26 protein-coding genes are annotated in these 22,470 nt (G+C 68.2%); 10 read left to right on the top strand and 16 right to left on the bottom strand.

Going from position 1 to position 22,470, the window contains the following annotated elements; translation table 11 throughout:
- Positions 1-14: 14 nt before the first annotated feature.
- The gene (locus TX88_RS14275) at positions 15-599 is read right to left on the bottom strand and encodes a TetR family transcriptional regulator (protein ID WP_044517621.1); all 585 of its coding nucleotides are present in this window, start codon (positions 597-599) and stop codon (positions 15-17) included.
- A gap of 41 nt (positions 600-640) precedes the next feature.
- Between TX88_RS14275 and TX88_RS14270 the strand changes: the two genes are divergently transcribed.
- The 3 genes from TX88_RS14270 to TX88_RS14260 all read left to right on the top strand — a co-directional run bounded on the left by TX88_RS14270 (position 641) and on the right by TX88_RS14260 (position 3,334).
- On the top strand, positions 641-1,702 hold the full coding sequence (locus TX88_RS14270; protein WP_044517620.1) for a DUF1214 domain-containing protein: 1,062 nt from the start codon (positions 641-643) through the stop codon (positions 1,700-1,702).
- Positions 1,699-2,883: a sulfotransferase family protein gene (locus TX88_RS14265; RefSeq protein WP_044517619.1), complete on the top strand. Its 1,185-nt coding sequence runs from the start codon at positions 1,699-1,701 to the stop codon at positions 2,881-2,883. Before TX88_RS14270 ends, TX88_RS14265 begins: the two co-directional genes overlap by 4 nt.
- 70 nt (positions 2,884-2,953) lie before the next feature.
- Complete coding sequence (locus tag TX88_RS14260) at positions 2,954-3,334, top strand: PaaI family thioesterase (protein WP_044517617.1); 381 nt, start codon at positions 2,954-2,956, stop codon at positions 3,332-3,334.
- A gap of 2 nt (positions 3,335-3,336) precedes the next feature.
- On the opposite strand, the gene TX88_RS14255 is transcribed toward TX88_RS14260, so the two are convergent.
- The 3 genes from TX88_RS14255 to TX88_RS14245 all read right to left on the bottom strand — a co-directional run bounded on the left by TX88_RS14255 (position 3,337) and on the right by TX88_RS14245 (position 6,476).
- Positions 3,337-3,924, bottom strand: a complete 588-nt coding sequence (locus tag TX88_RS14255; RefSeq protein WP_044517616.1) for a DUF1707 SHOCT-like domain-containing protein — start codon at positions 3,922-3,924, stop codon at positions 3,337-3,339.
- 23 nt (positions 3,925-3,947) lie between these two features.
- Positions 3,948-5,771: a penicillin-binding transpeptidase domain-containing protein gene (locus tag TX88_RS14250; protein WP_044517614.1), complete on the bottom strand. Its 1,824-nt coding sequence runs from the start codon at positions 5,769-5,771 to the stop codon at positions 3,948-3,950.
- 96 nt (positions 5,772-5,867) lie between these two features.
- Positions 5,868-6,476, bottom strand: coding sequence for a TetR/AcrR family transcriptional regulator (locus TX88_RS14245; protein WP_044517613.1), 609 nt, complete (start codon positions 6,474-6,476; stop codon positions 5,868-5,870).
- A gap of 76 nt (positions 6,477-6,552) precedes the next feature.
- On the opposite strand from TX88_RS14245, the gene TX88_RS14240 reads away from it, so the two are divergent.
- Positions 6,553-7,104 carry a peroxiredoxin-like family protein gene (locus TX88_RS14240; protein ID WP_044517611.1) on the top strand — a complete coding sequence of 184 codons (552 nt, stop codon included), beginning with the start codon at positions 6,553-6,555 and terminating at the stop codon, positions 7,102-7,104.
- A gap of 18 nt (positions 7,105-7,122) precedes the next feature.
- On the opposite strand, the gene TX88_RS14235 is transcribed toward TX88_RS14240, so the two are convergent.
- Genes TX88_RS14235 through sigI form a run of 5 tightly spaced genes read right to left on the bottom strand, consistent with a single transcriptional unit; the run spans position 7,123 to position 12,494 of the window.
- Positions 7,123-7,977, bottom strand: coding sequence for a GNAT family N-acetyltransferase (locus tag TX88_RS14235; RefSeq protein ID WP_044517610.1), 855 nt, complete (start codon positions 7,975-7,977; stop codon positions 7,123-7,125).
- Between the two features lie 55 nt (positions 7,978-8,032).
- Positions 8,033-9,166: a flavodoxin-dependent (E)-4-hydroxy-3-methylbut-2-enyl-diphosphate synthase gene (gene ispG, locus TX88_RS14230; protein ID WP_044519393.1), complete on the bottom strand. Its 1,134-nt coding sequence runs from the start codon at positions 9,164-9,166 to the stop codon at positions 8,033-8,035.
- 30 nt (positions 9,167-9,196) lie between these two features.
- Complete coding sequence (locus TX88_RS14225) at positions 9,197-10,417, bottom strand: M50 family metallopeptidase (protein WP_044517609.1); 1,221 nt, start codon at positions 10,415-10,417, stop codon at positions 9,197-9,199.
- On the bottom strand, positions 10,414-11,586 hold the full coding sequence (gene dxr / locus TX88_RS14220) for a 1-deoxy-D-xylulose-5-phosphate reductoisomerase (protein ID WP_044519392.1): 1,173 nt from the start codon (positions 11,584-11,586) through the stop codon (positions 10,414-10,416). The genes TX88_RS14225 and dxr overlap by 4 nt, the downstream gene beginning before the upstream one ends.
- Before the next feature lie 53 nt (positions 11,587-11,639).
- Positions 11,640-12,494 (bottom strand): RNA polymerase sigma factor SigI, encoded by an 855-nt coding sequence (gene sigI, locus TX88_RS14215; RefSeq protein ID WP_044517607.1) that lies wholly within the window; start codon positions 12,492-12,494, stop codon positions 11,640-11,642.
- An 80-nt stretch (positions 12,495-12,574) separates the two neighbouring features.
- On the opposite strand from sigI, the gene TX88_RS14210 reads away from it, so the two are divergent.
- Positions 12,575-13,417, top strand: coding sequence for an NmrA family NAD(P)-binding protein (locus TX88_RS14210; RefSeq protein ID WP_044517606.1), 843 nt, complete (start codon positions 12,575-12,577; stop codon positions 13,415-13,417).
- Positions 13,418-13,441: 24 nt separating this feature from the next.
- The gene (locus tag TX88_RS14205) at positions 13,442-13,882 is read left to right on the top strand and encodes a nitroreductase family deazaflavin-dependent oxidoreductase (RefSeq protein WP_044517605.1); all 441 of its coding nucleotides are present in this window, start codon (positions 13,442-13,444) and stop codon (positions 13,880-13,882) included.
- On the opposite strand, the gene TX88_RS14200 is transcribed toward TX88_RS14205, so the two are convergent.
- From TX88_RS14200 to TX88_RS14190, 3 genes are read right to left on the bottom strand one after another with little or no spacing between them, the layout of a single operon-like run.
- Entirely contained in the window at positions 13,879-14,685 is an 807-nt protein-coding gene (locus TX88_RS14200) for a DUF4097 family beta strand repeat-containing protein (RefSeq protein WP_044517604.1), read from the bottom strand. The two genes, TX88_RS14205 and TX88_RS14200, sit on opposite strands and share 4 nt — an antisense overlap.
- Positions 14,686-14,706: 21 nt before the next feature.
- Positions 14,707-15,183: a hypothetical protein gene (locus TX88_RS14195; protein WP_044517603.1), complete on the bottom strand. Its 477-nt coding sequence runs from the start codon at positions 15,181-15,183 to the stop codon at positions 14,707-14,709.
- A gap of 56 nt (positions 15,184-15,239) precedes the next feature.
- Entirely contained in the window at positions 15,240-16,109 is an 870-nt protein-coding gene (locus tag TX88_RS14190) for a TIGR03619 family F420-dependent LLM class oxidoreductase (RefSeq protein ID WP_044517602.1), read from the bottom strand.
- A 50-nt stretch (positions 16,110-16,159) separates the two neighbouring features.
- On the opposite strand from TX88_RS14190, the gene TX88_RS14185 reads away from it, so the two are divergent.
- Both TX88_RS14185 and TX88_RS14180 read left to right on the top strand, forming a co-directional pair.
- A complete protein-coding gene (locus tag TX88_RS14185) occupies positions 16,160-17,494 on the top strand; it encodes a cryptochrome/photolyase family protein (RefSeq protein ID WP_044517601.1) in 1,335 nt (444 codons plus the stop codon).
- Positions 17,495-17,581: 87 nt separating this feature from the next.
- Complete coding sequence (locus TX88_RS14180) at positions 17,582-17,836, top strand: DUF2631 domain-containing protein (RefSeq protein WP_044517600.1); 255 nt, start codon at positions 17,582-17,584, stop codon at positions 17,834-17,836.
- 22 nt (positions 17,837-17,858) lie between these two features.
- Here the strand turns inward: TX88_RS14180 and TX88_RS14175 are convergent, their stop codons facing one another.
- Together TX88_RS14175 and TX88_RS14170 are read right to left on the bottom strand one after the other, a co-directional pair.
- Positions 17,859-18,725: an acyl-CoA thioesterase gene (locus tag TX88_RS14175; RefSeq protein WP_044517599.1), complete on the bottom strand. Its 867-nt coding sequence runs from the start codon at positions 18,723-18,725 to the stop codon at positions 17,859-17,861.
- Entirely contained in the window at positions 18,725-19,318 is a 594-nt protein-coding gene (locus tag TX88_RS14170) for a hypothetical protein (RefSeq protein WP_209446982.1), read from the bottom strand. Before TX88_RS14170 ends, TX88_RS14175 begins: the two co-directional genes overlap by 1 nt.
- A gap of 209 nt (positions 19,319-19,527) precedes the next feature.
- Here TX88_RS14170 and TX88_RS14165 point away from each other — a divergent pair, with 209 nt between their 5' ends.
- Positions 19,528-20,235 (top strand): DUF427 domain-containing protein, encoded by a 708-nt coding sequence (locus tag TX88_RS14165; protein ID WP_044517598.1) that lies wholly within the window; start codon positions 19,528-19,530, stop codon positions 20,233-20,235.
- A 46-nt stretch (positions 20,236-20,281) separates the two neighbouring features.
- Complete coding sequence (locus TX88_RS14160; RefSeq protein WP_044517596.1) at positions 20,282-20,755, top strand: hypothetical protein; 474 nt, start codon at positions 20,282-20,284, stop codon at positions 20,753-20,755.
- Positions 20,756-20,789: 34 nt separating this feature from the next.
- Here TX88_RS14160 and TX88_RS14155 read toward each other — a convergent pair whose 3' ends face one another.
- Complete coding sequence (locus TX88_RS14155) at positions 20,790-22,028, bottom strand: MinD/ParA family ATP-binding protein (protein WP_084621903.1); 1,239 nt, start codon at positions 22,026-22,028, stop codon at positions 20,790-20,792.
- 196 nt (positions 22,029-22,224) lie between these two features.
- Positions 22,225-22,470, bottom strand: a 246-nt coding sequence (locus TX88_RS14150) for an alpha/beta hydrolase fold domain-containing protein (RefSeq protein ID WP_044517594.1), incomplete at its 5' end; no start/stop codon positions are given.

The raw sequence follows: 22,470 nt of genomic DNA, 5'->3' as shown, positions 1-22,470 counted from the left end.
GGACAGCTTAATCGTCAGCCCACCGACAACGCCTCCAGCGCCGTGCGCACCCGCTGCGGCAGCGATCCGCCGTGTTGCAGCCAATCGTCCAATGCGATGCGCACCGACGCCATCGCCAGTGCGCCGATGAGACGGGGCCGGGGGTCGCCCGGGGCCAGGTCGGCGTATCGGGGAGCCACCAGTTCGGCGATGGCCGTCTCGTAACCGACGTAGATGTGCAGTGTCCAGGCGTTGAGCGCCTCGGACGACCTGGTCAGGATGGCCAGCTCGCGCACCTGGTCACTGATGGTGTCGAAGCCGTCGCCGAGGTCGCGGAACGCGGCCACCACGGCGTCGCGCGCCGACAATCCACTGGGCTGGACGGCCAGTTGTGCGGTGATCACGTCCAGCCAGTGCCGGGTCATCCCGTCGGCGACGGCGTCCTCCTTGGAGGAGAAGTACCGGAAGAAGGTGGCCCGTCCGACCTCGGCCTCGGCGGCGATCCGCTCCACCGTCGTCGCGGCCAGCCCGTCGGCCGCCACGAGCGTCGCGGCGCTCGCGGCGATCCGGTCGCGGGTGGCCTGACGCTTGCGAATGTTGAGGGGAATCCGTTCAGTCATTTCCCATATGAGACTACGTCTCATTTGAGATTGTGTCTCACATGAGCGAAGAACGCGCCCCCAAAACCGCCGAAGCCTGGCAGTTCGTGCAGAAAATGCTCGGCGACATCACCGAGATCGTGAAAGCCGACGCCCGCGATGAACGTGAACTGCTCGACGGACTGCGGGTGGTGTCGCGGGTCACGGCGCTGTGCTCGGAGCTGTCCGTGGAGGCCGACCCGGAACTGCCGTGGTTCTTCGACATGTGCTCCCCCACCAGGATGGTCGGCGGCCCGAATCCCGACGGCCGCTACCTGCTCGCGATGATCCGCGGCGACCGCACCTACCGGATCACCGGAACCCGGGGCTCCAGCGCCTATCTGGGTTTCCAGGTGCTCGCCGGCACCGGCATGACTCCGCGGCGGATGGCCGCCTACCTCAGCGATACCGAGCTGAAGCTCGACGACGACACGTTCACGATCATCGTGTCGGCCGAGCGCCCGGCCGGACTCGACGGCGCGCAATGGCTGCAGATCCCCGCCGACGCCGCCTCGATCGTGGTGCGCGAGTACATCGGTGACGCGGCCGCCGAGTCGCCGGCGACCCTGCAGATCGAGACCCTCGACGCCGGTCCCCCACAAGCGCTGACCGACGCCGAGGTGGCCGAGCAGTTCACCGCGATGGCCTGGACGCTGATGAAGCTGACGACGCTGCACCGCACCATCAAGCCGGAGCTGCTCACCCAACCCAACGAGCTCGTCACCGCCGAGGCCGCTGCGCTGGGGTCCGCCGACACCACACCCGACAACCTCTACATGATCGGCACGTTCGACCTCGCCGACGACCAGACACTGCACCTGGAGTTCACCCCGCCGGACACCCGCTACTGGAACGTGACGCTGGAGAACATCTGGCATGAGTGCATCGAACCGCGGCGTCGGCACAGTTCGGTGACCGACAAGGGCGTCTGTCCCGGCGCTGACGGAAAAGTCCGAATTGCCATCGGCGGCAAGGACTCCGGCGATGGCCACTGGCTGGATACCGGTGGCCGCCGCCGAGGGTTCGTGGTGTTGCGCTGGCTGGACAACCCCGCGGCACCGGACGTGAAGGTGACGGTGCGATGACCAACCGCTTCGACCCCGACACCCTGATCACACAGGCCTGCGAGATCGCGGGCACCGACGATTTCGGCGAACCCTCCGGCTGGCGCGAGCACCTCGCACTACTGGCCGACGGACTGGCAACCGAAGCCCAGCTGAACGACCTGGGCGTCGAGATCGCCGTGATGGACATCGTCGGGCCGCTGGTCAACCGGCTCCGAATCATGCAGTGGCGTAGCGAGAATCCCGCCGTCGCCACCACCCCGGTCACCCGCCCCATCTTCATCGTCGGCCAGCCCCGCACCGGCACCACGATCCTGTTCGATCTGCTCGCGCAGGATCCCGCGTTGCGGCCCCCGCTCACCTGGGAGGTCGACGCTCCGTGGCCGTTGCCGCAGCCCGACACCTACGCCACAGATCCGCGAATCGCCCAGATCCAGGCCAACATCGAGATGTCCGAACAGCTGGTGCCCGGACTGCTCGCGCATCACCCGATGGGTGCGCTGGTCGGGCAGGAGTGCGTGCGCATGTCGGCCGGGCAGTTCTGCAGCATGATCTTCTCGGTGCAGTACCGGTTGCCCACCTACTACCGCTGGCTGCTGCATGACGCCGACCACCGCGACGCCTACCGCTACCACCGGATGTTCCTGCAGCACCTGCAATCCGGCGTGCCGGGAATCGGCGCACCCACCCAGTGGCTCCTCAAGTCGCCCGCACACCTGTGGCAGCTGGAAGCGTTGGTCGCCGAGTACCCGGACGCGCTGATCGTGCAGACCCACCGCGACCCGCTCAACGTCATCTCCTCGATCGCGGCACTCACCACGCACCTGCGTCGACTGGCCTCCGATCACAGCGACATCACCGAGTGCGCCCAGCAATCGCGCGAGGAGATCATCGTCGGGCTGGAGCACTCGATGAAGGCCCGCGACTCCGGGGTACTGGCCCCCGGCCAGATCGTCGACGTCCAGTTCGCCGACTTCATCCGCGATCCGTTCGCCACCATCGGCGGCATCTACGAAGCTCTGGACCGCGAGTTCACCCCCGTGGCCGAGCAGCGCATGCGGGACTTCCTGGCCGCCCACCCCGGGGACAACGGCGGTGCGCGATATTCGTGGAGCAACACCGGCCTGGACGCCGGGGAGGTCCGCGCCCAGGTCACCGGCTATCAGGAACGGTTCGGCGTCCCCACCGAGGCGCTGCGGTGACGCCGCAGGAGAGCGCCCCTCTCAACAAGCGGTAATGGTGTTACCGTACGGAGATGACTGAGGCACGGCGATGACCGAAACCGTTCATGTGCTGCACCTGCTGGACTACCGCGAGGTGGAGTCCACAGCTGACCGGCTGGTGCTGGAGATGGACAACCGGCCCGACCTCGCCAACGTCCGCGGTGCCCTGCAGGGCGGGCTGGTCGCCACCCTGATCGACATCGCGGCGGGCATGCTGGCCGGCAACGCCAGCGGTGTCGGCTATGACGTGACGACCGCCGACCTCAACATCCACTTCCTCGCCCCGATCATGGGCACAGCCCGTGCGGAGGCGAAGATCGTGCGGGCCGGCAAACGCCTCATCGTGACGTCGGTCGATGTCACCGATGTCACCCGTGATCGGCTGGCCGCCCGCGCGACGCTGACGTTCGCGGTGCTCGAGCCACGCTGACGTCAGGTCCGGCGCAGCGTCAGCTTCCAGTTCCGGCGCGGCCCACGGATATCCACCGACCCGCACACCACCTTGCCGGTCAGGATGATGTGCGGGGCGCCGTCGGCAGGCGCATCGCGGCGGTGATCGTCGGCGCTGCCCACGATCACCTCGACGTCGTCGATCGACGCACTGGCCCCTTCGGGCAGCCGGATCTCCACAGACCCGAATTTCATGTCCAGCTCGATGACCACCATCGGCCCGGCGAACCGGGCCCGGGTCAGGTCCAGCTCCACCGAACCCATCCGGCGCACCAATGCCAGCCGGGTCGGAACGGTCCATTCACCCTGGCGCTTCAGCGAACCGAGCACCCCGCGCAACTCGACCCGGTCGGTGGCGGTGGTGACGATCGCTCCCGGTCCGGGCAGGTCCCCCACCAAGGCGTCCAGGTCCGAATGCAGCCGGGCGTGCGACACCAACGCAGAGCGCTCCTCGAACTCGGCGATGTCGATCAGCCCGAGTGCCACGGCATTGTGCAGCCGCCGCAGCGTGCCGTTGCGGTCCGCATCGGAGACGCGCAGGTCCACCGATTGTTCATTGATCCCTGTCATGGCAGGTTCAACGGTACCGCCGTTCAGGCCAGGTAGTCCGTGGGCAGGCTGTCGAACATGGTCTTGCACATCCGCACCGCGTACTCCGAACTGCCGCCGCCGACGATGAGCGCCGCGAATGCCATGTCCCCGCGGTATCCGGCGAACCAGGAGTGCGAGCCACCCATGAACTCGGCCTCGCCGGTCTTCCCGCGCACATCGCCGAGGCCGTTGAGGTCCTTGGCCGTGCCGTTGGTCACCACCAGCCGCATCATCGGCCGCAGTCCGTCGATCATCTTCGGGCTGATCGGGGCGCCCGCGCGGTCGACCATGGTCTGGCGTCCCTCGATGAGTTGGGGCACCGGAGTCTTGCCTGCCGCCACGGTCGCAGCCGCCAACGCCATGCCGAACGGGCTGACCAGCACCTTGCCCTGGCCGAAGCCGTCCTCGGTGCGCTCGGCCAGGTCGACCGTCGGCGGCACCGAACCGGTCAGCGTGGGGATGCCGTCCACCTGGTAGTCGGTGCCGATGCCGTAGCGCGCGGCGGCCTGGGTGAGGCCACGCGGGGGCATCCGGCTGGCGAGTTCCCCGAAGGTGGTGTTGCACGAATTCGCGAAAGCCCGCGACATCGGCACCGTGCCGAGATCGAACGCGTCGTAGTTGGTGACGGTCCGGTGGCCGATGTCGAGCGTGCCGGGGCACCCCAAAAGCGTGTTGGGCGTTGCCATGTCGCGCTCGATGGCGGCCCCCGCGGTGATCATCTTGAAGGTCGAACCGGGCGGGAATTGACCCATGGTTGCCAGCGGTCCGGCGAAATCGGCGGAGGCGTTCTGCGCGACTGCGAGGATCTCTCCGGTGGACGGTTTGATCGCGACGATCATCGCCTGCTTGCCGGTGGTGTTGACCGCGTTCTGCGCGGCGTTCTGCACGGCGCGGTCCAGGCTGATGGTGATCGACGGCGCCGGATCGCCCGCCACCTCGTTGAGCACATCGACGTCGACGCCGTTCTGGTTGACCGTGACCACGCGCCAGCCCGGCTGGCCGCTGAGTTGGTCGGTCACCGATTTCTTGACCTCGTTGACGATCGCCGGAGCGAAAGTCTCGTCGGTGGGCAACATTTCGGGCTGCGGGGTGACGACGACGCCCGGGAGGCGGCCGATGGCCGGAGCGATCCGGTCATTGTCGGATTGACGCAGCGTGATCAGGCTCATCGGCTGTGCGGACGCGCTGGCCTGTTCGGCGAGCCGCTGGGGGTCGCCCAGGGCGGGGTCGAACGGGCGCAGCGCATCGGCCACCGCCCGGGCCGTCGGCATCAGCGAGGCTCCGGCCGCCCTGGCGTCCAGCGCGAAGTGGTAGATGTAGCCGGGCACCAGCACATCGGTGCCGCCCCGCTCGTTGACCGAGGCCCGGCGCGGAGCGTCGGCCCGCAGCGCGAAGGTTTGGTGCTCACCCAGCCGCGGGTGCAGTCCGGTGGCATTCCAGCGCACCTCCCACCGGCCCTCGTCACGGATCATGTTGAGCTGACCGTCATAGGTCCAGGTGCGGTTCTTGGGCAGGTGCCAGGTGTAGCGGTAGGTGACGCTGCCGGTGTCCTCGGCGTACTTCGAGCCCAGGATCTGCGCGTCGAGTCGGGTGGCCTGCAAGCCGTTCCACGCTTCGCTGAGGGCGGTCTTGGCATCCTCGGGCCGATCGGCCAGCGCGGCGGCGGCCGCGGTGTCACCAGTGGCCAGTGCCGCGAAGAACTGCTCGGCAGCGGGCTCGGGCCCGTCAGGGCGTGGGGTGCAGGCGCTCAGCGCCGTTGCCCCGAGGACCGCGATGACCGTCAACAGGCCGGCGGTCCGTGTGACTGATGTTGTTTGAGTTGCCATTGAGGCTGATGTTAGAAACGCGGACGCCGGTTTCGTCGGAGGCGCACCGATACCGAACCGAGACTGTCGTGAGACCGACAAGTTGCCCCGCCGGCTTCACAGGTCCAGAGCACTCAGCAGGATCTCGAGACCGCGCCGGAATTCCTCGTCCGGCCCGATACCGTGCGCCACCGCCGCAGTCTCCGACAACAGCTGATATTCGTCAGCAGCCAGACCGGCCAGCGTCCGAGTTCCCGGACCGGCCAGACTGCCCAGCATCTCGATCTCGATGGCACCGAAGATGTAGGCCAGCACCGCCCGGAACGCATACACCCGGCGTTTGCCGCCATAGCCGGCGGCGGTGAGCACACCCAGCACCATTTCCCCCCAGCGCAACGACGCAGGCGAGCGGTGCCGGTGGGTCAGCAGCAAGGGCACCACCGCGGGATGACGTGCGGCAGCAACGCGCACCCGTTCGGCCAACTCGGTGAGCTGGTGGCGGGCCGAACCCCGCGGCGGTCCGGGATCGATCTCGCCGAGCACGAGGTCCACCACGAGTGCTTCGAGTTCGTCGCGGTCGGCGACGTACCGGTACAGCGACATGGTGCCCAGGCCCAGCCGCCGGGCGACGGCGCGCATCGACAGACCCTCCAGCCCGTCGGCGTCGACGACCCCCAACGCAGCTGCGGCGAGCTGGGTTTGACTGAGTGAACGTGGGCGCGGCATGACGATTGACAGCGTACAACGTACGCCTATAGCCTTCAATCCATAGGCGTACACCGCACGCCAACAAGGAGGAACCGTGCCCCACCCCGATCCGCCCACGACGGTCCCGCCGCACCAGTTCCTCAGTGTCACAGGCGAACACATCCCGGTCCCCGATCCACACGGCCTGGTACACCTGCAATTCAGACGGTTCGCGGGGTGTCCGATCTGCAATCTGCACCTGCGGTCGTTCGTGGCCCGGCACGCGGAGATCAGTGCAGCCGGTATCCGCGAGGTGGTCTTCTTCCACTCCCCCGCAGCCGAATTGGCCGAGCACACATCGGATCTGCCGTTCGCCACGGTCGCCGATCCGCAGAAGGAGATCTACCGGCAGTTCGGAGTCGAATCCGGTCCCCGGGCACTGCTCGATCCCCGCAGCTGGCCGGCGATCATCCGCGGCGGCCTGCTGACGCTGCGCGGGCGGTTCCGGGCCCCGGCAGGCAGACAGGCCGGTGGCCGGCTCGGGCTACCCGCAGATTTCCTCATCGCCCCGGACGGCGTTGTGGTCGCCGCCAAATACGGCGCCCATGCCGACGACCAATGGTCCGTCGATGACCTGCTGCTACGGGCCGCCTCCGCGCGGCGGTGACGCCCGCTCCCGCAGGGCTCAGTCCAGCAACACCGTCGCGAACGTACCGACCTGCTCGAATCCGATGCGGGCGTACGTCGCCCGGGCGACGGTGTTGTAGCTGTTGACGTACAGGCTCGCGATGCGGCCCGACCCCACCACGGCGGTCGCCAGCGCTGCCGTCCCCGTGGTACCCAGCCCGTGGCCGCGCCACTCGGGATGCACCCACACCCCCTGGATCTGGCCGACCGACGGAGACTGCGATCCGACCTCGGCCTTGAACACCACCTCGCCGCGCTCGAACCGGGCCCACGCCCGTCCCGCGGCGATCAGCCCGGCAATCCGGCGGCGGTAACCACGGCCGCCGTCGCCCAGCCGCGGGTCGACACCGACCTCGCCGATGAACATGTCGACGGCCGCGACGAGGTAGGCGTCGAGTTCCTCCATGCGCACCGGGCGGACCGCCGGGTCGATCGCGCACTGCGGCATCGAGTTCAGCGCCATCAACGGTTGCTGCTCGCGGACGTCACGGGCGGTGCCCCACACCGATTCCAGCCGCCGCCACATCGGCATCACCAACTCGGCTCGGCCGACCAGGGAGGAACACCGACGCGCGGTGCTCATCGCCTTATCCGAGAACGCCTTGAGGTCCTCGGCATCCCCGCGCAACGGGATCAGGTTGGGGCCGGCGTAACACAGTGACTCGGTCACGCCGCGCCTGGTCCACAGCTCCCCGCCGATCGCGCCGTGTTCGACGCCGAACTCGGCGACCCGGGCGGCGACCATGCAGGACCCCACCGGGTCCTCCTCGAACACCTGCATGCAGGGGGTGGCGTCGCGCACCACGGAAACCCGTCGCTCGTCGACGAGTCGGAACAGCGGCGGTGCCGACATTGGCGATTTCCTCTGCTCAAGCCAAGGTTGGGTGACCCCGCTCACAGGGTCGCTATCAGCTTACGGTGACCACTGGCGAACCGGAGGCATCATCTGAATCCGCCGCTTCCGCCAGGCGCATGGCCTCTTCGATCAGGGTCTCGACGATCTGCGCCTCGGGGACGGTCTTGATGACCTCACCCTTCACGAAGATCTGGCCCTTGCCGTTGCCGGAGGCAACCCCGAGATCCGCCTCGCGGGCCTCACCCGGACCGTTGACCACGCAGCCCATCACCGCCACCCGCAGCGGGACATCGAGACCGTCCAGGCCCGCACTCACCGCGTTGGCCAACGTGTACACATCGACCTGTGCCCGACCGCAGGACGGGCAGGACACGATCTCCAGGCCACGCGGCCGCAGGTTCAGCGACTCCAGGATCTGATTGCCGACCTTGACCTCTTCGGCCGGCGGGGCCGACAGCGACACCCGGATGGTGTCGCCGATGCCCTGCGACAGCAGCGCGCCGAACGCCACCGCGGACTTGATGGTGCCCTGGAACGCCGGTCCGGCTTCTGTGACGCCGAGGTGCAGCGGGTAGTCGCACTGGGCGGCCAGCTGCCGGTAGGCCTCGACCATGATCACCGGGTCGTTGTGCTTGACGCTGATCTTGATGTCGCCGTAGCCGTGCTCCTCGAACAGCGACGCCTCCCACAGCGCGGATTCGACCAGCGCCTCCGGGGTGGCCTTGCCGTACTTCTGCATCAACCGCGGATCCAGCGAACCCGCGTTGACGCCGATGCGGATCGGGATGCCCGCGTCGCCTGCGGCCTTGGCGACCTCCTTGACCCGGCCGTCGAACTCCTTGATGTTGCCCGGGTTGACGCGCACGGCCGCGCAGCCGGCGTCGATCGCCGCGAAGATGTACTTGGGCTGGAAGTGGATGTCGGCGATGACCGGGATCTGGCTGTGCCGGGCGATCTCGGCGAGCGCGTCGGCGTCCTCCTGCCGGGGGCAGGCCACCCGGACGATGTCGCAGCCCGAGGCGGTCAGCTCGGCGATCTGCTGCAGCGTCGAGTTCACGTCGTGAGTCTTGGTGGTGCACATGGACTGCACCGCGATCGGGTGCTCACTGCCGATGCCCACACCGCCGACATCGAGCTGACGGGTCTTGCGCCGCGGCGCCAGAGTTGGCGCGGGCGGCGCCGGCATGCCCAGACCGATGGACGTCACAAGGTTCTCCTACTGGAAGATGCTGAGGGGGTTGACCAGGTCTGCCGTGACGGTCAGCAACGTATAGCCGAGCACGACCACCAACACCACGTAGGTGGCCGGCATGAGCTTGAGGTAGTTGACCGGGCCTGCGGCGACTTTGCCGCGGGCCGCACGGATCATGTTGCGGATCTTCTCGTACGTCGCCACCGCGATGTGGCCGCCGTCGAACGGAAGCAGTGGCACCAGGTTGATCGCGCCGAGCACGAAGTTCAACTGCGCCAGGAAGAACCAGAACGCCACCCACAACCCGGCCTCGACGGTCTCGCCGCCGATGATGCTGGCGCCGACGACGCTGATCGGCGTTTCCTTGTCCCGCTCACCGCCGCCGATGGCCTGCACCAGGGCGCCGATCTTGGTGGGGATCTTGGCCAGCGACTTGCCCAGCTCGACGACCATGTCGCCGGTGAACGAGATCGTGGCCGGCACGGCGGCGATCGGGTTGTACGGGGTGGGCGGGGCAACCTTGACCGCGCTGACGCCGATCGCGCCGACCGTGGCGGGCGTCTTGGCGTCCGCGCTGGTGAATCGCTTGGTCTGGGTGACGTCGACGACGGTCGTGATGGTCTGGCCGTCACGCTTGAGTTCGATGGTCACCGGGCCGTCGAGCTTGCGCACCGCGGCGGCCATCTGGCTGAAATCGGTGACCTTGGTGTCGCCGACCTTGACGATCTCGTCGCCGGATCGGATGCCGGCAAGCGCCGCGGGGCCGGGCCCCGTGCACTCATCCATCTTGTCGAGGCTCAATTGTGCTGCAACACAACCGGTTTCGCCGACGATGGCGGTGGTGGGCTGGGTGATGTTGGGCAGACCCCACATGATCGCGATGGCGTACAACAGCACCAGGCCGATGACGAAGTTCATTGCGGGCCCGGCGAACAGCACCGCGACGCGCTTCCACACCTTCTGCTTGTACATGGCGTACGGCCGGTCTTCCGGCGCGATCTCATCGACCGAGGTCATGCCCGCGATATCGCAGAACCCGCCCAGCGGGATGGCCTTGATGCCGTACTCGGTTTCGCCCAGCTCGTTGGGGCGCCGCGTCGACCACAGCGTCGGGCCGAAGCCGACGAAGTAGCGGCGCACCTTCATCCCCGTGGCGCGCGCCACCCACATGTGCCCGCATTCGTGCAGTGCCACCGATACCAGGATGGCCAGCGCGAAGAGCGCGATGCCGATAACGAACATCATTTGGTGACGAGCCCTTTTCTCATGGATTTCTCCCCGAAGCGCATGCCGATGCCCTCTCGTGCCTTTTCTCTGGCCCACCGCTGCGCGTCGAGTACTTCTTCCACGGTAGCGGGTTCGGCCGCCCACTGGTCGGCAGCGTGCAACACGTCACCGACGGTTTGCACGATCGCCGGGAACGGGATCCGACCCTGAAGGAACGCTTCTGCCGACTCCTCGTTGGCCGCGTTGTACACCGCGGTCAGGCAGCCGCCGCGGGTCCCGGCCTGCCGGGCCAGATCCACCGCGGGGAACACCTCGTTGTCCAGGGGCAGGAATTCCCAGGTGGAAGCAGTGGTGAAGTCGCAGGGCAGCGCCGCTCCGGGAACCCGCGCCGGCCAGCCCAGCGCCAGCGCGATCGGCAGTTTCATGTCCGGCGGGCTGGCCTGGGCCAGTGTCGAACCGTCGGTGAAGGTGGCCATCGAGTGCACGATCGACTGCGGATGCACCACGACCTCGATGCGGTCGTAGTCGATGCCGAACAGCAGATGGGTCTCGATCAGCTCCAGGCCCTTGTTGACCAGGGTCGCCGAGTTCAGCGTGTTCATCGGGCCCATCGACCAGGTCGGGTGCTTGCCGGCCTGCTCCGGGGTGACCGATTCCAGGTCGGCGGCCGACCATCCCAGGAACGGGCCGCCCGAGGCGGTGAGGACGATCTTGGCGACCTCGTCGGCGGTGCCCCCGCGCAGGCACTGGGCCATCGCGGAATGCTCGGAGTCGACGGGAACGATCTGGCCCGGCGCGGCGGCCTTGAGCACCAGCGGCCCACCTGCGACCAGCGACTCCTTGTTGGCCAGGGCCAGGCGCGCGCCGGTGGCCAGGGCAGCCAGCGTCGGCGCCAGCCCCAACGCCCCGACCAGTGCGTTGAGCACCACATCGGCCTCGGTGTTCTCGACCAGCCGGGTGGCCGCGTCGGGCCCGGCGTAGGTCACGTCGCCGACCTTGTCGGCGGCCCGCTGGTCGGCGACCGCGATGTTGCCGACGCCGGTCGCGGCGCGCTGGGCGGCGAGCAGGTCGGGGTTACCGCCACCGGCAGCCAGACCGACGACCTCGAACCGGTCGGGGTTGGCCGCGATGACCTCGAGCGCCTGGGTGCCGATCGATCCGGTGCTTCCGAGTATCAGCACACGCATTCTGTCGCTCACCGGTCCATTGTGCCGCGTGCCGGGCCCGATGGCGCCGACGGTCACCGCATCCGGGCCGACGGGTCGGCGGTGGCCTCGATCTTGAGCACCAGGCCGTCGCGGATGGTCAGGGTGACGACCGCGAACAGCCTGCGGCGGTCGTATGCCAGGAGCACCGGCGCCCCGGCCGCCCCGCACACCAGGGTCGCGCCCGGTCCCAGGTAGCGCAGCAAGTTCGTCGTGACGGCGTCGGGGCCGTGGTTGATCTGTGGGGGCGGCGCCGGATCGGCGAGAACCGTACCGACGCCCCACACGGTCGGGTCGAGCACCGAGGTCAGCGCCTGCACGTCGCCGGTGGCGCATGCGGAGATGAACTTCTCCATCACCTGGCGGTGTTCGACGACGGCGACATCGACGGGCCGGTGCGCGGCGGTGGTGAACTTCGCCCTGGCCCGGCGCGCCAGCTGCCGGCAGGTTCCCACTGGCCTGCCGACCGTCTCGGCGATTTCGTCGAACGGCACCGCGAAGACATCGTGCAGCACGAATGCCACGCGCTCCCCGGGGCTGAGACGGTTCAGCACCTCGAACAAGGCGGCGCGGACCTCGTCGTCGAGCGTGACCCGGTCGGCAGGGTCCGCGTCCGCCGACGCCGTCGATTCCAGGACGACGCCCGGATCGGGACGCTCGAGCCGGGAACGGGCGGATCGAACGTGATCGAGGCAGAGCCGTCCGGCCACCACCGTGAGCCAGGCGCGTACGTCGTCGAGGTGCTCACGATCGGTACGGGCCAGCCGCAGGAATGCCTCCTGGGCGACATCTTCGGCGTCGCCGATGTCGCCCACCATCTGGTAGGCGAGATTGACCAGGTACGGGTGGTGTTCCCGCCAGGCAGCCTCGAGACCCGCTGATCCGTTCATGTGCTTACGACGAATCAGGGGCCCGGAAAGTTACCGGCGGCGGCTGTAACTTTTCCGGCGACCGCCCCGTCCTTGATGGCATGAACACAATTCTCGTCACGGGCGCAACCGGCAATGTCGGCCGCCCGCTTGTCACCGAACTCGTCCGTGCCGGTGCCCATGTGCGCGCCCTCACCCGCAGCCCCGAAACCGCCGGATTTCCGCCCGGTGTCGAACTGGTCCGATCCGCCGCCGACGGCGTGGCGGGCGCCTCGGCGGTCTTCCTCAACTCCCGTGCGTTGGGGCAGGAATTGGCCCCGACGGTCGAATTGGCCCGGGCCGGGGGCGTGAAACGTCTGGTCGCGTTGTCGGCGATCAACGCCGATGACGACGACGCACGGCAACCGTCGCGCGTGCGCGGGGACCGCAACCGCGAAGTCGAGCAGCTGGCCGTGGCCTCCGGCCTGGAGTGGGTCAGCCTGCGCCCCACGGTGTTCGCGTCCAATTTCGCGGGCATGTGGTCGGCGCAGATCCGGGCCGGCGATGTGGTGAGCGGCCCGTACGCCGGCGCATCCACCGCGGTGATCGTCGATGCCGACACCTCCGCCGTGGCCGCCGTGGCGCTGCTGACCGACGACCTTGTGGGACAACGCATCCCGCTGACCGGACCGCAGGCGCTGACCAACACCGAACTGGTGGACACGATCGGGCGGGTGCTTGGGCGGCCGCTGCACTACCGCGAGGTGCCCACCGCCGCGGTGCGCCGGCGGTTCGTCGACCTGGGCTTTCCGGCGGCGTTCGCGGACGCGTACATGGGTCTGCTGGCCGACACCGTCGAACGGCCGGCGCTGGTGACCCACGAGGTCGACAAGATTCTCGGACGCCCCGCGACCACGTTCGCCGACTGGGTCGACGCACATCGTGGGTTGTTCGCCAATAGTTGAGGAGGACAAGACATGTCAGAAAACATGACCGAGCCGCAACCACCACGCTGGCTCAAGCCGATGAACAAGGTGATGATGGCGGTGCAGCGCCTCGGACTCCCGACCGGGCCGGCCATGGTGCTCACCGTCCCGGGACGCAAGACGGGCAAGCTCCGCAGCACTCCGATGACGCCGTTCGACCACAACGGTGGCCTGTACACGGTGGCGGGCTATCCCGGCTCGGACTGGGCGGCCAATGCACGTGCGGCCGGCACCGGCACCCTCACCAGGGGCCGGCGGTCCCGACAGGTCCGGATCGTCGAAATGACGCCGGACCAGTCGCGTCCGGTGCTGCGCGCGTTCGCGGTCAAGGTGCCGGTCGGAGTCGGCTTCGCCAAGCGCAGCGGTCTCGTGATCGACGGCACGCCCGATGAATTCGAGAAGCTGGCCGGGCGTCTGACCGTGTTCCGGTTCGATCCCGTCTAGGAGGTCGCCGACGCGACAGCGCGTCGGATCGAGATGTCTCCCGAGCCGGTGCGGGCGTGCACCATGAACGTCTCGTCGCCGTCCACCGGCCCGTCGGAGGCTTCCAAGCCGTTGTCGACGGTGCCGGAGTGGGTCTTGAGCTCGAGCCGCGCCGCGGTGCCCTCGGGAATACCGACTTCGACTTCACCGCTGCCGGTTTGCGCGCTCAGGGCACCGCTGACCCCGACACCGACGGTGACGGAACCCGATGCGGTCTGATGCTTGAGGTGCCCACGCAGTGTCCCGACGGCCAGACTGCCGCTGGCGGCCTGGAACTTGACGTCTCCGTCGATGCGGTCGATCGATGCATCACCGGAAGCCGTCGCGATGCGTGCGTTGCCCGCGACATCGCCGATCGAGACATCGCCGGATGCGCTGTCCGCCTTGATGTTCCCGGTGACGGTCGCCACCCGTACCGCACCGCTGGCAGAGGCACAGCGGCAGTCCGAGTAGACGCCGTCCGCGTCGATGTCGGCCGATGCCGAGGACAGGTTCAGCCGGGACCCTGTCGGCAGGGCGATGTCGACGCGGACCGCTCCCCCGCGCCCCAACGACAAGACCTTTCTGCCCGCGGTCACCACGAGGGTGCCGTTGTGAAAATCGACGCGGGCCTGTTCGGCCGCGCGCACATCGGAGGCCCGTTCGGGATCCCGCGGCGCGATGTCGACCACGGTGTCGTCACGGTCTGTGGCCGCCAGGTGCACCGCACCGGCGACGACCTCGACGACGGCCGTGATGGGTTCGGCGGTGTGGAACGTGGGCATCGGATTCTCCTTCGGTCAGGTTCAGCGGACCCAGCCGCTGAAGGTCTTGTCGCCGCCACGGCTCGGACGACCGGCCCCACCGAGGGCCGCCGCAGCGGAACGTACGAGCCAGGTGTTCACCGACACGCCGTCACGACGGGCGGCGCCCTCCACCCCGGCGCGCAGGCTCTCCGGGAGTCGCAGGGACACCCGCCAGGTTCCGCCGCCGTCATCGTCGGGGACGTCCACTGACGGCGCTGTCGCGGGAACATCGGCCTCGGCGGGCTCGACGGTGAACTCGGGGTCACGGCCGTTGAGCCGGACGTGCACGGATCCGGGCGCGAGTTCACGCGTGATCTGCTCGGCTGCCTCGGACAGCGCTTCCAGCAGCGCGAGCCGCAACGCCGATTCCAGCGGCGCGGTCAGCCGCTGGGCCAACGCTTCAGCCTCGGCACCTCCCGCTGCCGCGGCGACGCCGAGTTCGTGTCGGACGGTCTCGACATACGGCTGCAGATCCATGCTGTCATGGTGACATCACTTTGATGTCACCGCAAGCGTCATTTTGATGCGCGGTGCTAGCCCACCTTTGCGATGAAGGTCTCCGCGAAGCGCTCGATGGGACCGCGGAATCGGTCGGCGCCGGTGGCACCGTTGGGCGCCGTCAGCCAGGGCGCGCACATCACCGCGGTGATGCCGAGATCCTCGGCCCGCTTGTACAGATCCGGCGAGGGCGGATCGAGCAGGGCCAGGATGATGTCGAACGGCTCGCGTTGCCGCCCGTACTCCCGGCGCAGTTCGGCCAGCCGGGTGGCGTAGGGGGTCGCCTGTTCCAGGGTGTAGGCGTAGCCGATCCAGCCGTCACAGGAGCGGGCCGCGCGTCGCAGCGCCGCCTCGGATTCACCGCCACACAGGATCGGCACCGGCTCGGGCGGGTGAGGCTCGATCATCAGCTCGGGGACCGAGTAGTAGCGCCCCTCGTACGACACCCAGCCGCCGCGCCAGATCTCGCGCAGCGCCGGGATCATCTCGTCGAGCCGCTTACCGCGGGTGTCGAAATCCTGGCCCATGAGCTCGAACTCCTCCCGCATCCAGCCGACACCGACACCGAGGGACACCCGCCCACCCGAGATCACCGCGGCCGTTGCCACCTGCTTGGCGACCTCGAGCAGAGGACGCGCGGGTGCCACGTACACAGCGTTGGAGAAACGCAGCCGATGCGTGAGCGCCGCCATCGCCCCGATCAGTACCCAGGAGTCCGGCCAGCTGGTCTCGGGTGCCCACGGGGGCTTCCCGGTCGGCGAATCCGGATACGGCGACGACAGTTCGCGCGGGTAGATCATGTGGTCCGAGCACACCATGCCGTGGTAGCCGGCCTCGTCGAGTAACGGCGCCACCGTCAGCGCGTCGGCGACATCCATGAAGGCCGTACCGCTCCAGAACTGCATCTACCAAACCCCTCCGTGTTTTCCGGTGTGTTCATAGGCAGCATGGACACATGCCCACCCTGCTCTGGTTTCGGCGAGACCTGCGTTGCTTCGACCATCCCGCCCTGCTGGAGGCAGCACAACGGGACGGCGAGGTACTCGCCTGCTATGTGCTCGATCCGCGATTGGAAGCATCCTCGGGTGCGCGTCGCCTGCAATATCTGTATCGGGCGTTGCGCGAGCTGTCCGACAACCTCGACGGAAATCTGCTGGTGACCCGCGGCCGACCCGAGCAGCGGATTCCGGCGCTGGCCCGGGCGGTCAGCGCCACCTCGGTGCACATCTCGCAGGACTACACGCCGTTCGGGCGGCGTCGCGATGACGCGGTTGAGGCGGCGCTCGGCGAGACCGCCCTGTGCGCAACGGGATCGGGCTACCTGGTGTCGCCCGGCCGGATAACCAAACCGGATGGCGCGCCGTACCGGGTGTTCACGCCGTTCTTCCGCGCCTGGCGCCGGCACGGCTGGCGCACTCCTGCGGATACCGGACCCGAATCGGCGCGCTGGATGGACCCCGCCGATACACCGGCGGGCATCTGCGATCGCATCGAAATTCCTGCTGTGACAGAGACTCTGACGTTCGATGTGGGTGAGCGCGCGGCGAGGTCGCAGTGGCGGGAATTCGTGGAGCAGGGATTGCCCGACTACCCGGCCCATCGCGACCGCCCCGACCTCGACTCCACCAGTCGGATGTCGGCACACCTCAAGTTCGGCACCATCCACCCTCGGACCATGGCGGCTGACCTCGACTCCGGCGATGACGTCTATCTGCGGGAGATGGCCTTCCGAGATTTCTACGCGGCGGTGCTGCACCACTGGCCCGACAGTGCGTGGCAGAACTGGAACCGCGATTTCGACGCGATCGAAACCGATGACGACGATGCGGCCGTGCGGGCGTTCGAGGCCTGGAAGGACGGCCGGACCGGATTCCCGATCGTCGATGCCGGGATGCGACAACTGGCTGCCACCGGGTTCATGCACAACCGGGTGCGCATGATCGTGGCTTCGTTCCTGGTCAAGGACCTGCATCTGCCCTGGCAATGGGGTGCGCGCTGGTTTCTCGAGCAGTTGGTGGACGGCGATGTGGCCAACAACCAGCACGGGTGGCAGTGGGCAGCCGGTTGCGGCACCGACGCCGCGCCGTACTTCCGCGTTTTCAATCCGGCCCTGCAGGGGGCGAAGTTCGACCCGGACGGCGATTACATCCGACGCTGGGTCCCGGAGTTGGCCGATGTCGTCGACGTGCACAAACTGGGTACCGACCGGCCGGCGTCGTACCCGGAACCGATCGCCGACCACGCCGAGGAGCGACTGGAGGCGCTGCGGAGGTACCGACACCTGGGTTGACCCCCCACGGCCGGCATACGACACAGCGTCGTATGCCAGAATGTCCGCAAGCCAAGCCAGAAGCCAGTTCGATCCGGAGGAGCAAAAGTGGTCAGCACCGAGGTGGAGCGCAGCAACGGCGTCGACGTCGAGGACGTGCCCTCGGCAGCGTGGGGCTGGTCGGATCTGAACATCAAGGTGATCCACATCGGCGGCATTCTGTCCGCGATCTTCCTGCTGGTCATGATGCACGGCAACCACATCGGACACGTCGAGAACTGGTTCCTCATCACGTTCGCGGCGCTCATCTTCCTGGCCGTGGCCCGGAACATCTGGATGCGTCGCCGCGGCTGGATTCGCTAGCCGCACATCGCGCATGCCGGCCCTACAACCGGGCCGGCACATCGATCGAGGTATCCACCGGTCGCATCGGGCGGATCAGCCCTTCCTGGGCGAATGACGCCAGCAGTTCACCGTCCTCGGTATGAACCTGACCGCGGACATATGACATCCCCTGTCCGGCCGCGGTGCTCTCATGGCTGTAGAGCAGCCAGCCGTCCCACTCCACGGCCTCGTGGAAACTCACCGACGTCGACATCAACGCTGTCGACACCGTGGCGTGCGCCTGCGCCGTGCCCACCCCCGGATGTGGTCGCATCGTGGTCGAGATACCGAGTTGCCCGGTGAAATACGCCAACAACGCCTTGGCGAGGTCGTCGCGTTCGGGAATCGGGTCATAGCGCAGCCACGCATAGAGTTCGGGCGGTCCCACCTCGTCGGGACTGTTGACATCGACTACGTCGACCAGCCGCAACTCATGGCCGAGCATGGCCCGCCCGGCCGGATGGGCGTCGTCCGGCGTCTCGACGTCGGGTCGCAACGCATGGTGGCTGACCACATCGTCGGTGGGCACATCGGCCAGCACGGTCACGGTAGCGCACAGCCGTGACTCCTGACCGACGGCGACCACCGCGGTCGCCGTCGAGCGCCCCTCGTGCACCACACTGACGGCCAGCTCAACCGTGGAGTCGATCTCGACCGGCCGGGTGAAGACCGCGTGCGCGGACCGAATCGTCTTGTCCGGGAATCGCTTTGCCGTCGCGACGATGGCCTGGCCCAGCGCCTGCGCACCCTTGGCCACCCGCCTGCCGTCGGTTCCGGCCGGCCCTGTCACGCCGACGAATCGATCCGGACCGGCGGGTGTCACGTCGAACACCTCGAGCAGGCCCGCGACCGATGCCCGCGCCGGCATCAACACACCGGAACCAGGTCCGCGTCGAGCAGACCCGCGGACCGCCCGCACCGGAACAGGGTCTCCACCGTGTCTGCCGACGCCGGGTCCATCCCGGCCACCGCCAACGCGTGAGCCTTGAACGCCAGCGCGGCCGCGCTCGGCCGGTACCGCGCCGGCTGGATCTGCAGGCCGAGACCGTCTGGGCCCCGCGATCCGAAAAAGACCACATCGCCACCCGGATTGCGCATGGTGAGCCCGTGGTCACCGGGCTCGAAGCGGGAGGTACCGATGGCCGTCATCACCACCGCGTCCGCCTCCGCCGATCGCCACAGCCCGCTCAGGCCAACGGCTTTGAGCCCGAGGATGCCCAGCGCACGCTCATCTCCGACCTCGTCGGCGGCGACGCTGACCCGCCAGCCCGCCATCGCCCGGTCGAACAGCCATCCGCCGATGCCCGACACCACGTCGGCGACATCGTCCGCCACCACGTTCAGCTCATACTGCAGAGCCTTCTCGGGACGGATCCGCGGCCGGGCGAACGGGACCGCGAGCGCATCGCCGCCGCCGCGCACCTCGGACAACTGTGCGGACATTCCTGACTGTGGGGACATAGGGCATCCAATCCGGGTCCAAGGGGCTGATCGGCCGGCACTCTCGACGGGGGTGTTGCGGTGTGGCCCGCCTCACCCAACAGCGTGACATTTACAAGAGAATCTGTAAAGCTTCTATCTTGACGCATCAGTCGGCCGGACGATCGGCACCGATGCGTCCCGCAGACGCGCCCGGGCCCCGGCCCATCAGCCAAATTGGAGGTGTTGCAATGAGTCTCGTCGCAGGGCGGGGTCCGTTGAGTACACAACCGGCCGGTTGGTTCACGCCCCCGCTGGCCGATGGCACGGTCTACATCGAGCCCCACCCGCGCCGCATCCAGGCCTTCCGAGGCGATTCCGCACTGCTCGACACCGAGCACGCCCTGATGGTGCACCGCGCCGGTCACCCGCTCAGCTATGCGTTCCGCAGCGATGAGGTCGGCGACCTTCCGCACGAGCCGGTGGTCGAGGCACCGGGCTATGTCGCGGTGCCCTGGGATGCCGTCGACGCGTGGTTCGAAGAGGGACGCAAGCTGGTGCACTACCCGCCCAACCCCTACCACCGGGTCGACTGCCGGCCGACCCGCCGCGGCCTGCGGGTGACGGCCGGCGACGCGGTCCTGGTCGACACCGCCGAGACCGTCATCGTGTTCGAGACGGCCCTGGAACCGCGGCTCTATGTGGATCCCGCCCGGGTCCGCACCGATCTGCTACGACCCAGCCCGACCACGTCGTACTGCAACTACAAGGGCACGGCCGCCTACTGGTCGGCGGTCGCCGGAGACACCGTGATCGCCGACGTGGCCTGGAGCTACCCCGACACCCCACCGGAATCCCTGCCCATCCAGGGGTTCCTCAGCTTCGACGCGACCCGCGTCGACGTGCTCGCCGAACTCCCCTCGTCCGGGACGTCGGCCACGTGCGGCTGCGAACTCTGACCTGCAATCGCACGACAACCTGCACCACCGAGGAAGGCAACCGACATTGGGCATCGTGACCACCAGCTCCGAGACGACGTTCACCCAATCCGCCGAGGAGGTCTACGACTTCGTCACCAATCCGGCGAACTGGGTGAAGACGTATCCGGGCAGCGCGCACATCGGCGGACTACCGGAGCGGCTGCCGCTGCAGGTCGGTGACACCTGGACCGAGGCCGGACCGGACGGCGCACAGATCTACACCTGGCATCTGGCGATCGCCATGCGACCGCGCATGTGGGTGTTCAACTCGGTGGGCCGGCTCGGCCACGACAGTGACGGGAACGGCGGCATGGAAGGCCGCATCACCGTGCAGTACCAGTTCACCCGCCCGGGCAACGACATCACCCTGTTCAGCCGCACGATGACCATCGAGGCCTACAAGGATTCCCCGCTGCCGGACGCGCTGTTCCGGGTGGTCAATCCGGCCAACATCGACAAGTATCACGCCGCGGTGGGTCGGGAGCTGGCGCTGCGCTGAGCCGCGAATCAAGCGGCCGCGGCTGAGCCGCGAATCAAGCCAGCGCGGCGCCGCCCTCGAAATCGTCGGACAGCGCCGCCGCCAACTCCAGCGTGCGGCGCCGGAACGCCGGTCGCAACAGATCGAAATGGATCTCGGTGCCCGCGGCGATGTGCTTGTCCCACGGCAACACGAACACCCGGCCCGGGGCCACATGCTTCTGGAACTGGTGCACCAGGTCGCCGGTGTTCACGTTGGGTTTGCGCGGGCCGACGTGGTTGACCACGACGCAGGAGCGGTTCAGCAGATCCTGGTAGCCGTTGTGCCGCAGCCAGTCCATGGTCACCGCGGCCTGCCGGGCACCGTCGATCGAGGCACTCGCCACGATCACCGCACCGGAAACCGTCGCCAGCACGCCGCGGCCCGCGGGGGCGAACATGTCCGCCGCGCAATCGGCCAGGACCAGGTTGTAGTGCTTCGAGACCGTGGCGGTCGCGGCGTTCCAGTCAGCGTCGTTGAAGGCCCGGCTGGCGCCGCTGTACTCATCGCTGGACAGCACCTCGAGCTTGGACTCGTTCATGCTGGTGAAGGCCCGGACATCGTTGTACCGCGACAGGTCCTTGGCGGCCAGGAGGTCGCTCACCGTCGCCGCGGACTGCCGTCCCACCCGGTCGGCCAGATTGCCGCTGGCCGGGTCGGCGTCGACGGCGAGGATCCGGTCGCCGCGCACCGCGCTGAGCACCGATCCGAGCGCCACGGTGACGGCGGTCTTGCCGACGCCGCCCTTCAGGCCGAACACCCCGATCTGGTGGGACTCTCGGGCCGTGCGGCGCACCCGGGCATACAGGTCCAGTTCGTAGAGTTCGTCGCGGGACAACCCGAGGTTGAGGCGGGTGGTGACGTAGACCGCCCGTCGCCAGCCGCGTCGTGGCTGCATCTTGACCGAGGAGCGGACGCCGACGCGGGAGAGGTTGTCGATGGCGCGCGGTTCGCCGGGGGCGGCCGCCGGGATCGGTTGTTCCAGGATCCAGCTGCCCGCCGAGGACGACCCGCTGATCGGGCGGCCCGGGACCACAGGGAGCTTGGTGGTGATCTCCGCTTCGCGGGGAGCGGCGAAATTCGAGGTCAGAACGATCGGTGGCGTCGATACCCTGGCGTCGCCGTGCCGGGACCGCCCGGTCGGCAGCGCCGCGACGGGGCCGCCCAAGAGGGCGTCAAGCCCGCCGTACGCCAGCGGGTCCCTGGCGTGTTTGGCATCTCCGGAGTACATAAGCCGGTCGTCGTCGGCCGACATAAATACCTCTCAATCGCTCACTCGCTCCCGACGCGACCAGGTTGCCCTCGGGTGCGCCGCCGCACCGCCGAGGCCATCGTCGCACCGGCCGTACCGATTGTCCGCGCGAGTTTCACTTGCAACAGACCTGCATTATTGCCCACAACGTCGATCACAACCACCGCCGAGCGGCCGCCCGGATGCCCCAGCTACCAGCTCAACCATGCAGTGCCCGGCGCAGCGCGGCGCCCTGTAGCGCGAATAGCTGTTGGCTGACCTCACACTCCGGAAGCAGCGAATCGAAGCCGTGGCACGTCCCGGGAAAGAGATGCAGTTCCGTGGCAACGCCCTCGGCCAACAGCCGACGCGCATAGTCGAGCGCTTCGTCGCGCAGCGGATCGAGCTCCGAGCAGGTGATCAGCGCCGGCGCGACACCGGCCAACGAGGCGGCCCGGGCGGGCAC

The sequence above is a fragment of the Mycolicibacterium septicum DSM 44393 genome, from assembly GCF_000455325.1.
Lineage (GTDB): Bacteria > Actinomycetota > Actinomycetes > Mycobacteriales > Mycobacteriaceae > Mycobacterium > Mycobacterium septicum.
The sequence above is the reverse complement of the archived record's forward strand: the minus strand, read 5'-3'. Positions and strand labels throughout refer to the sequence as shown.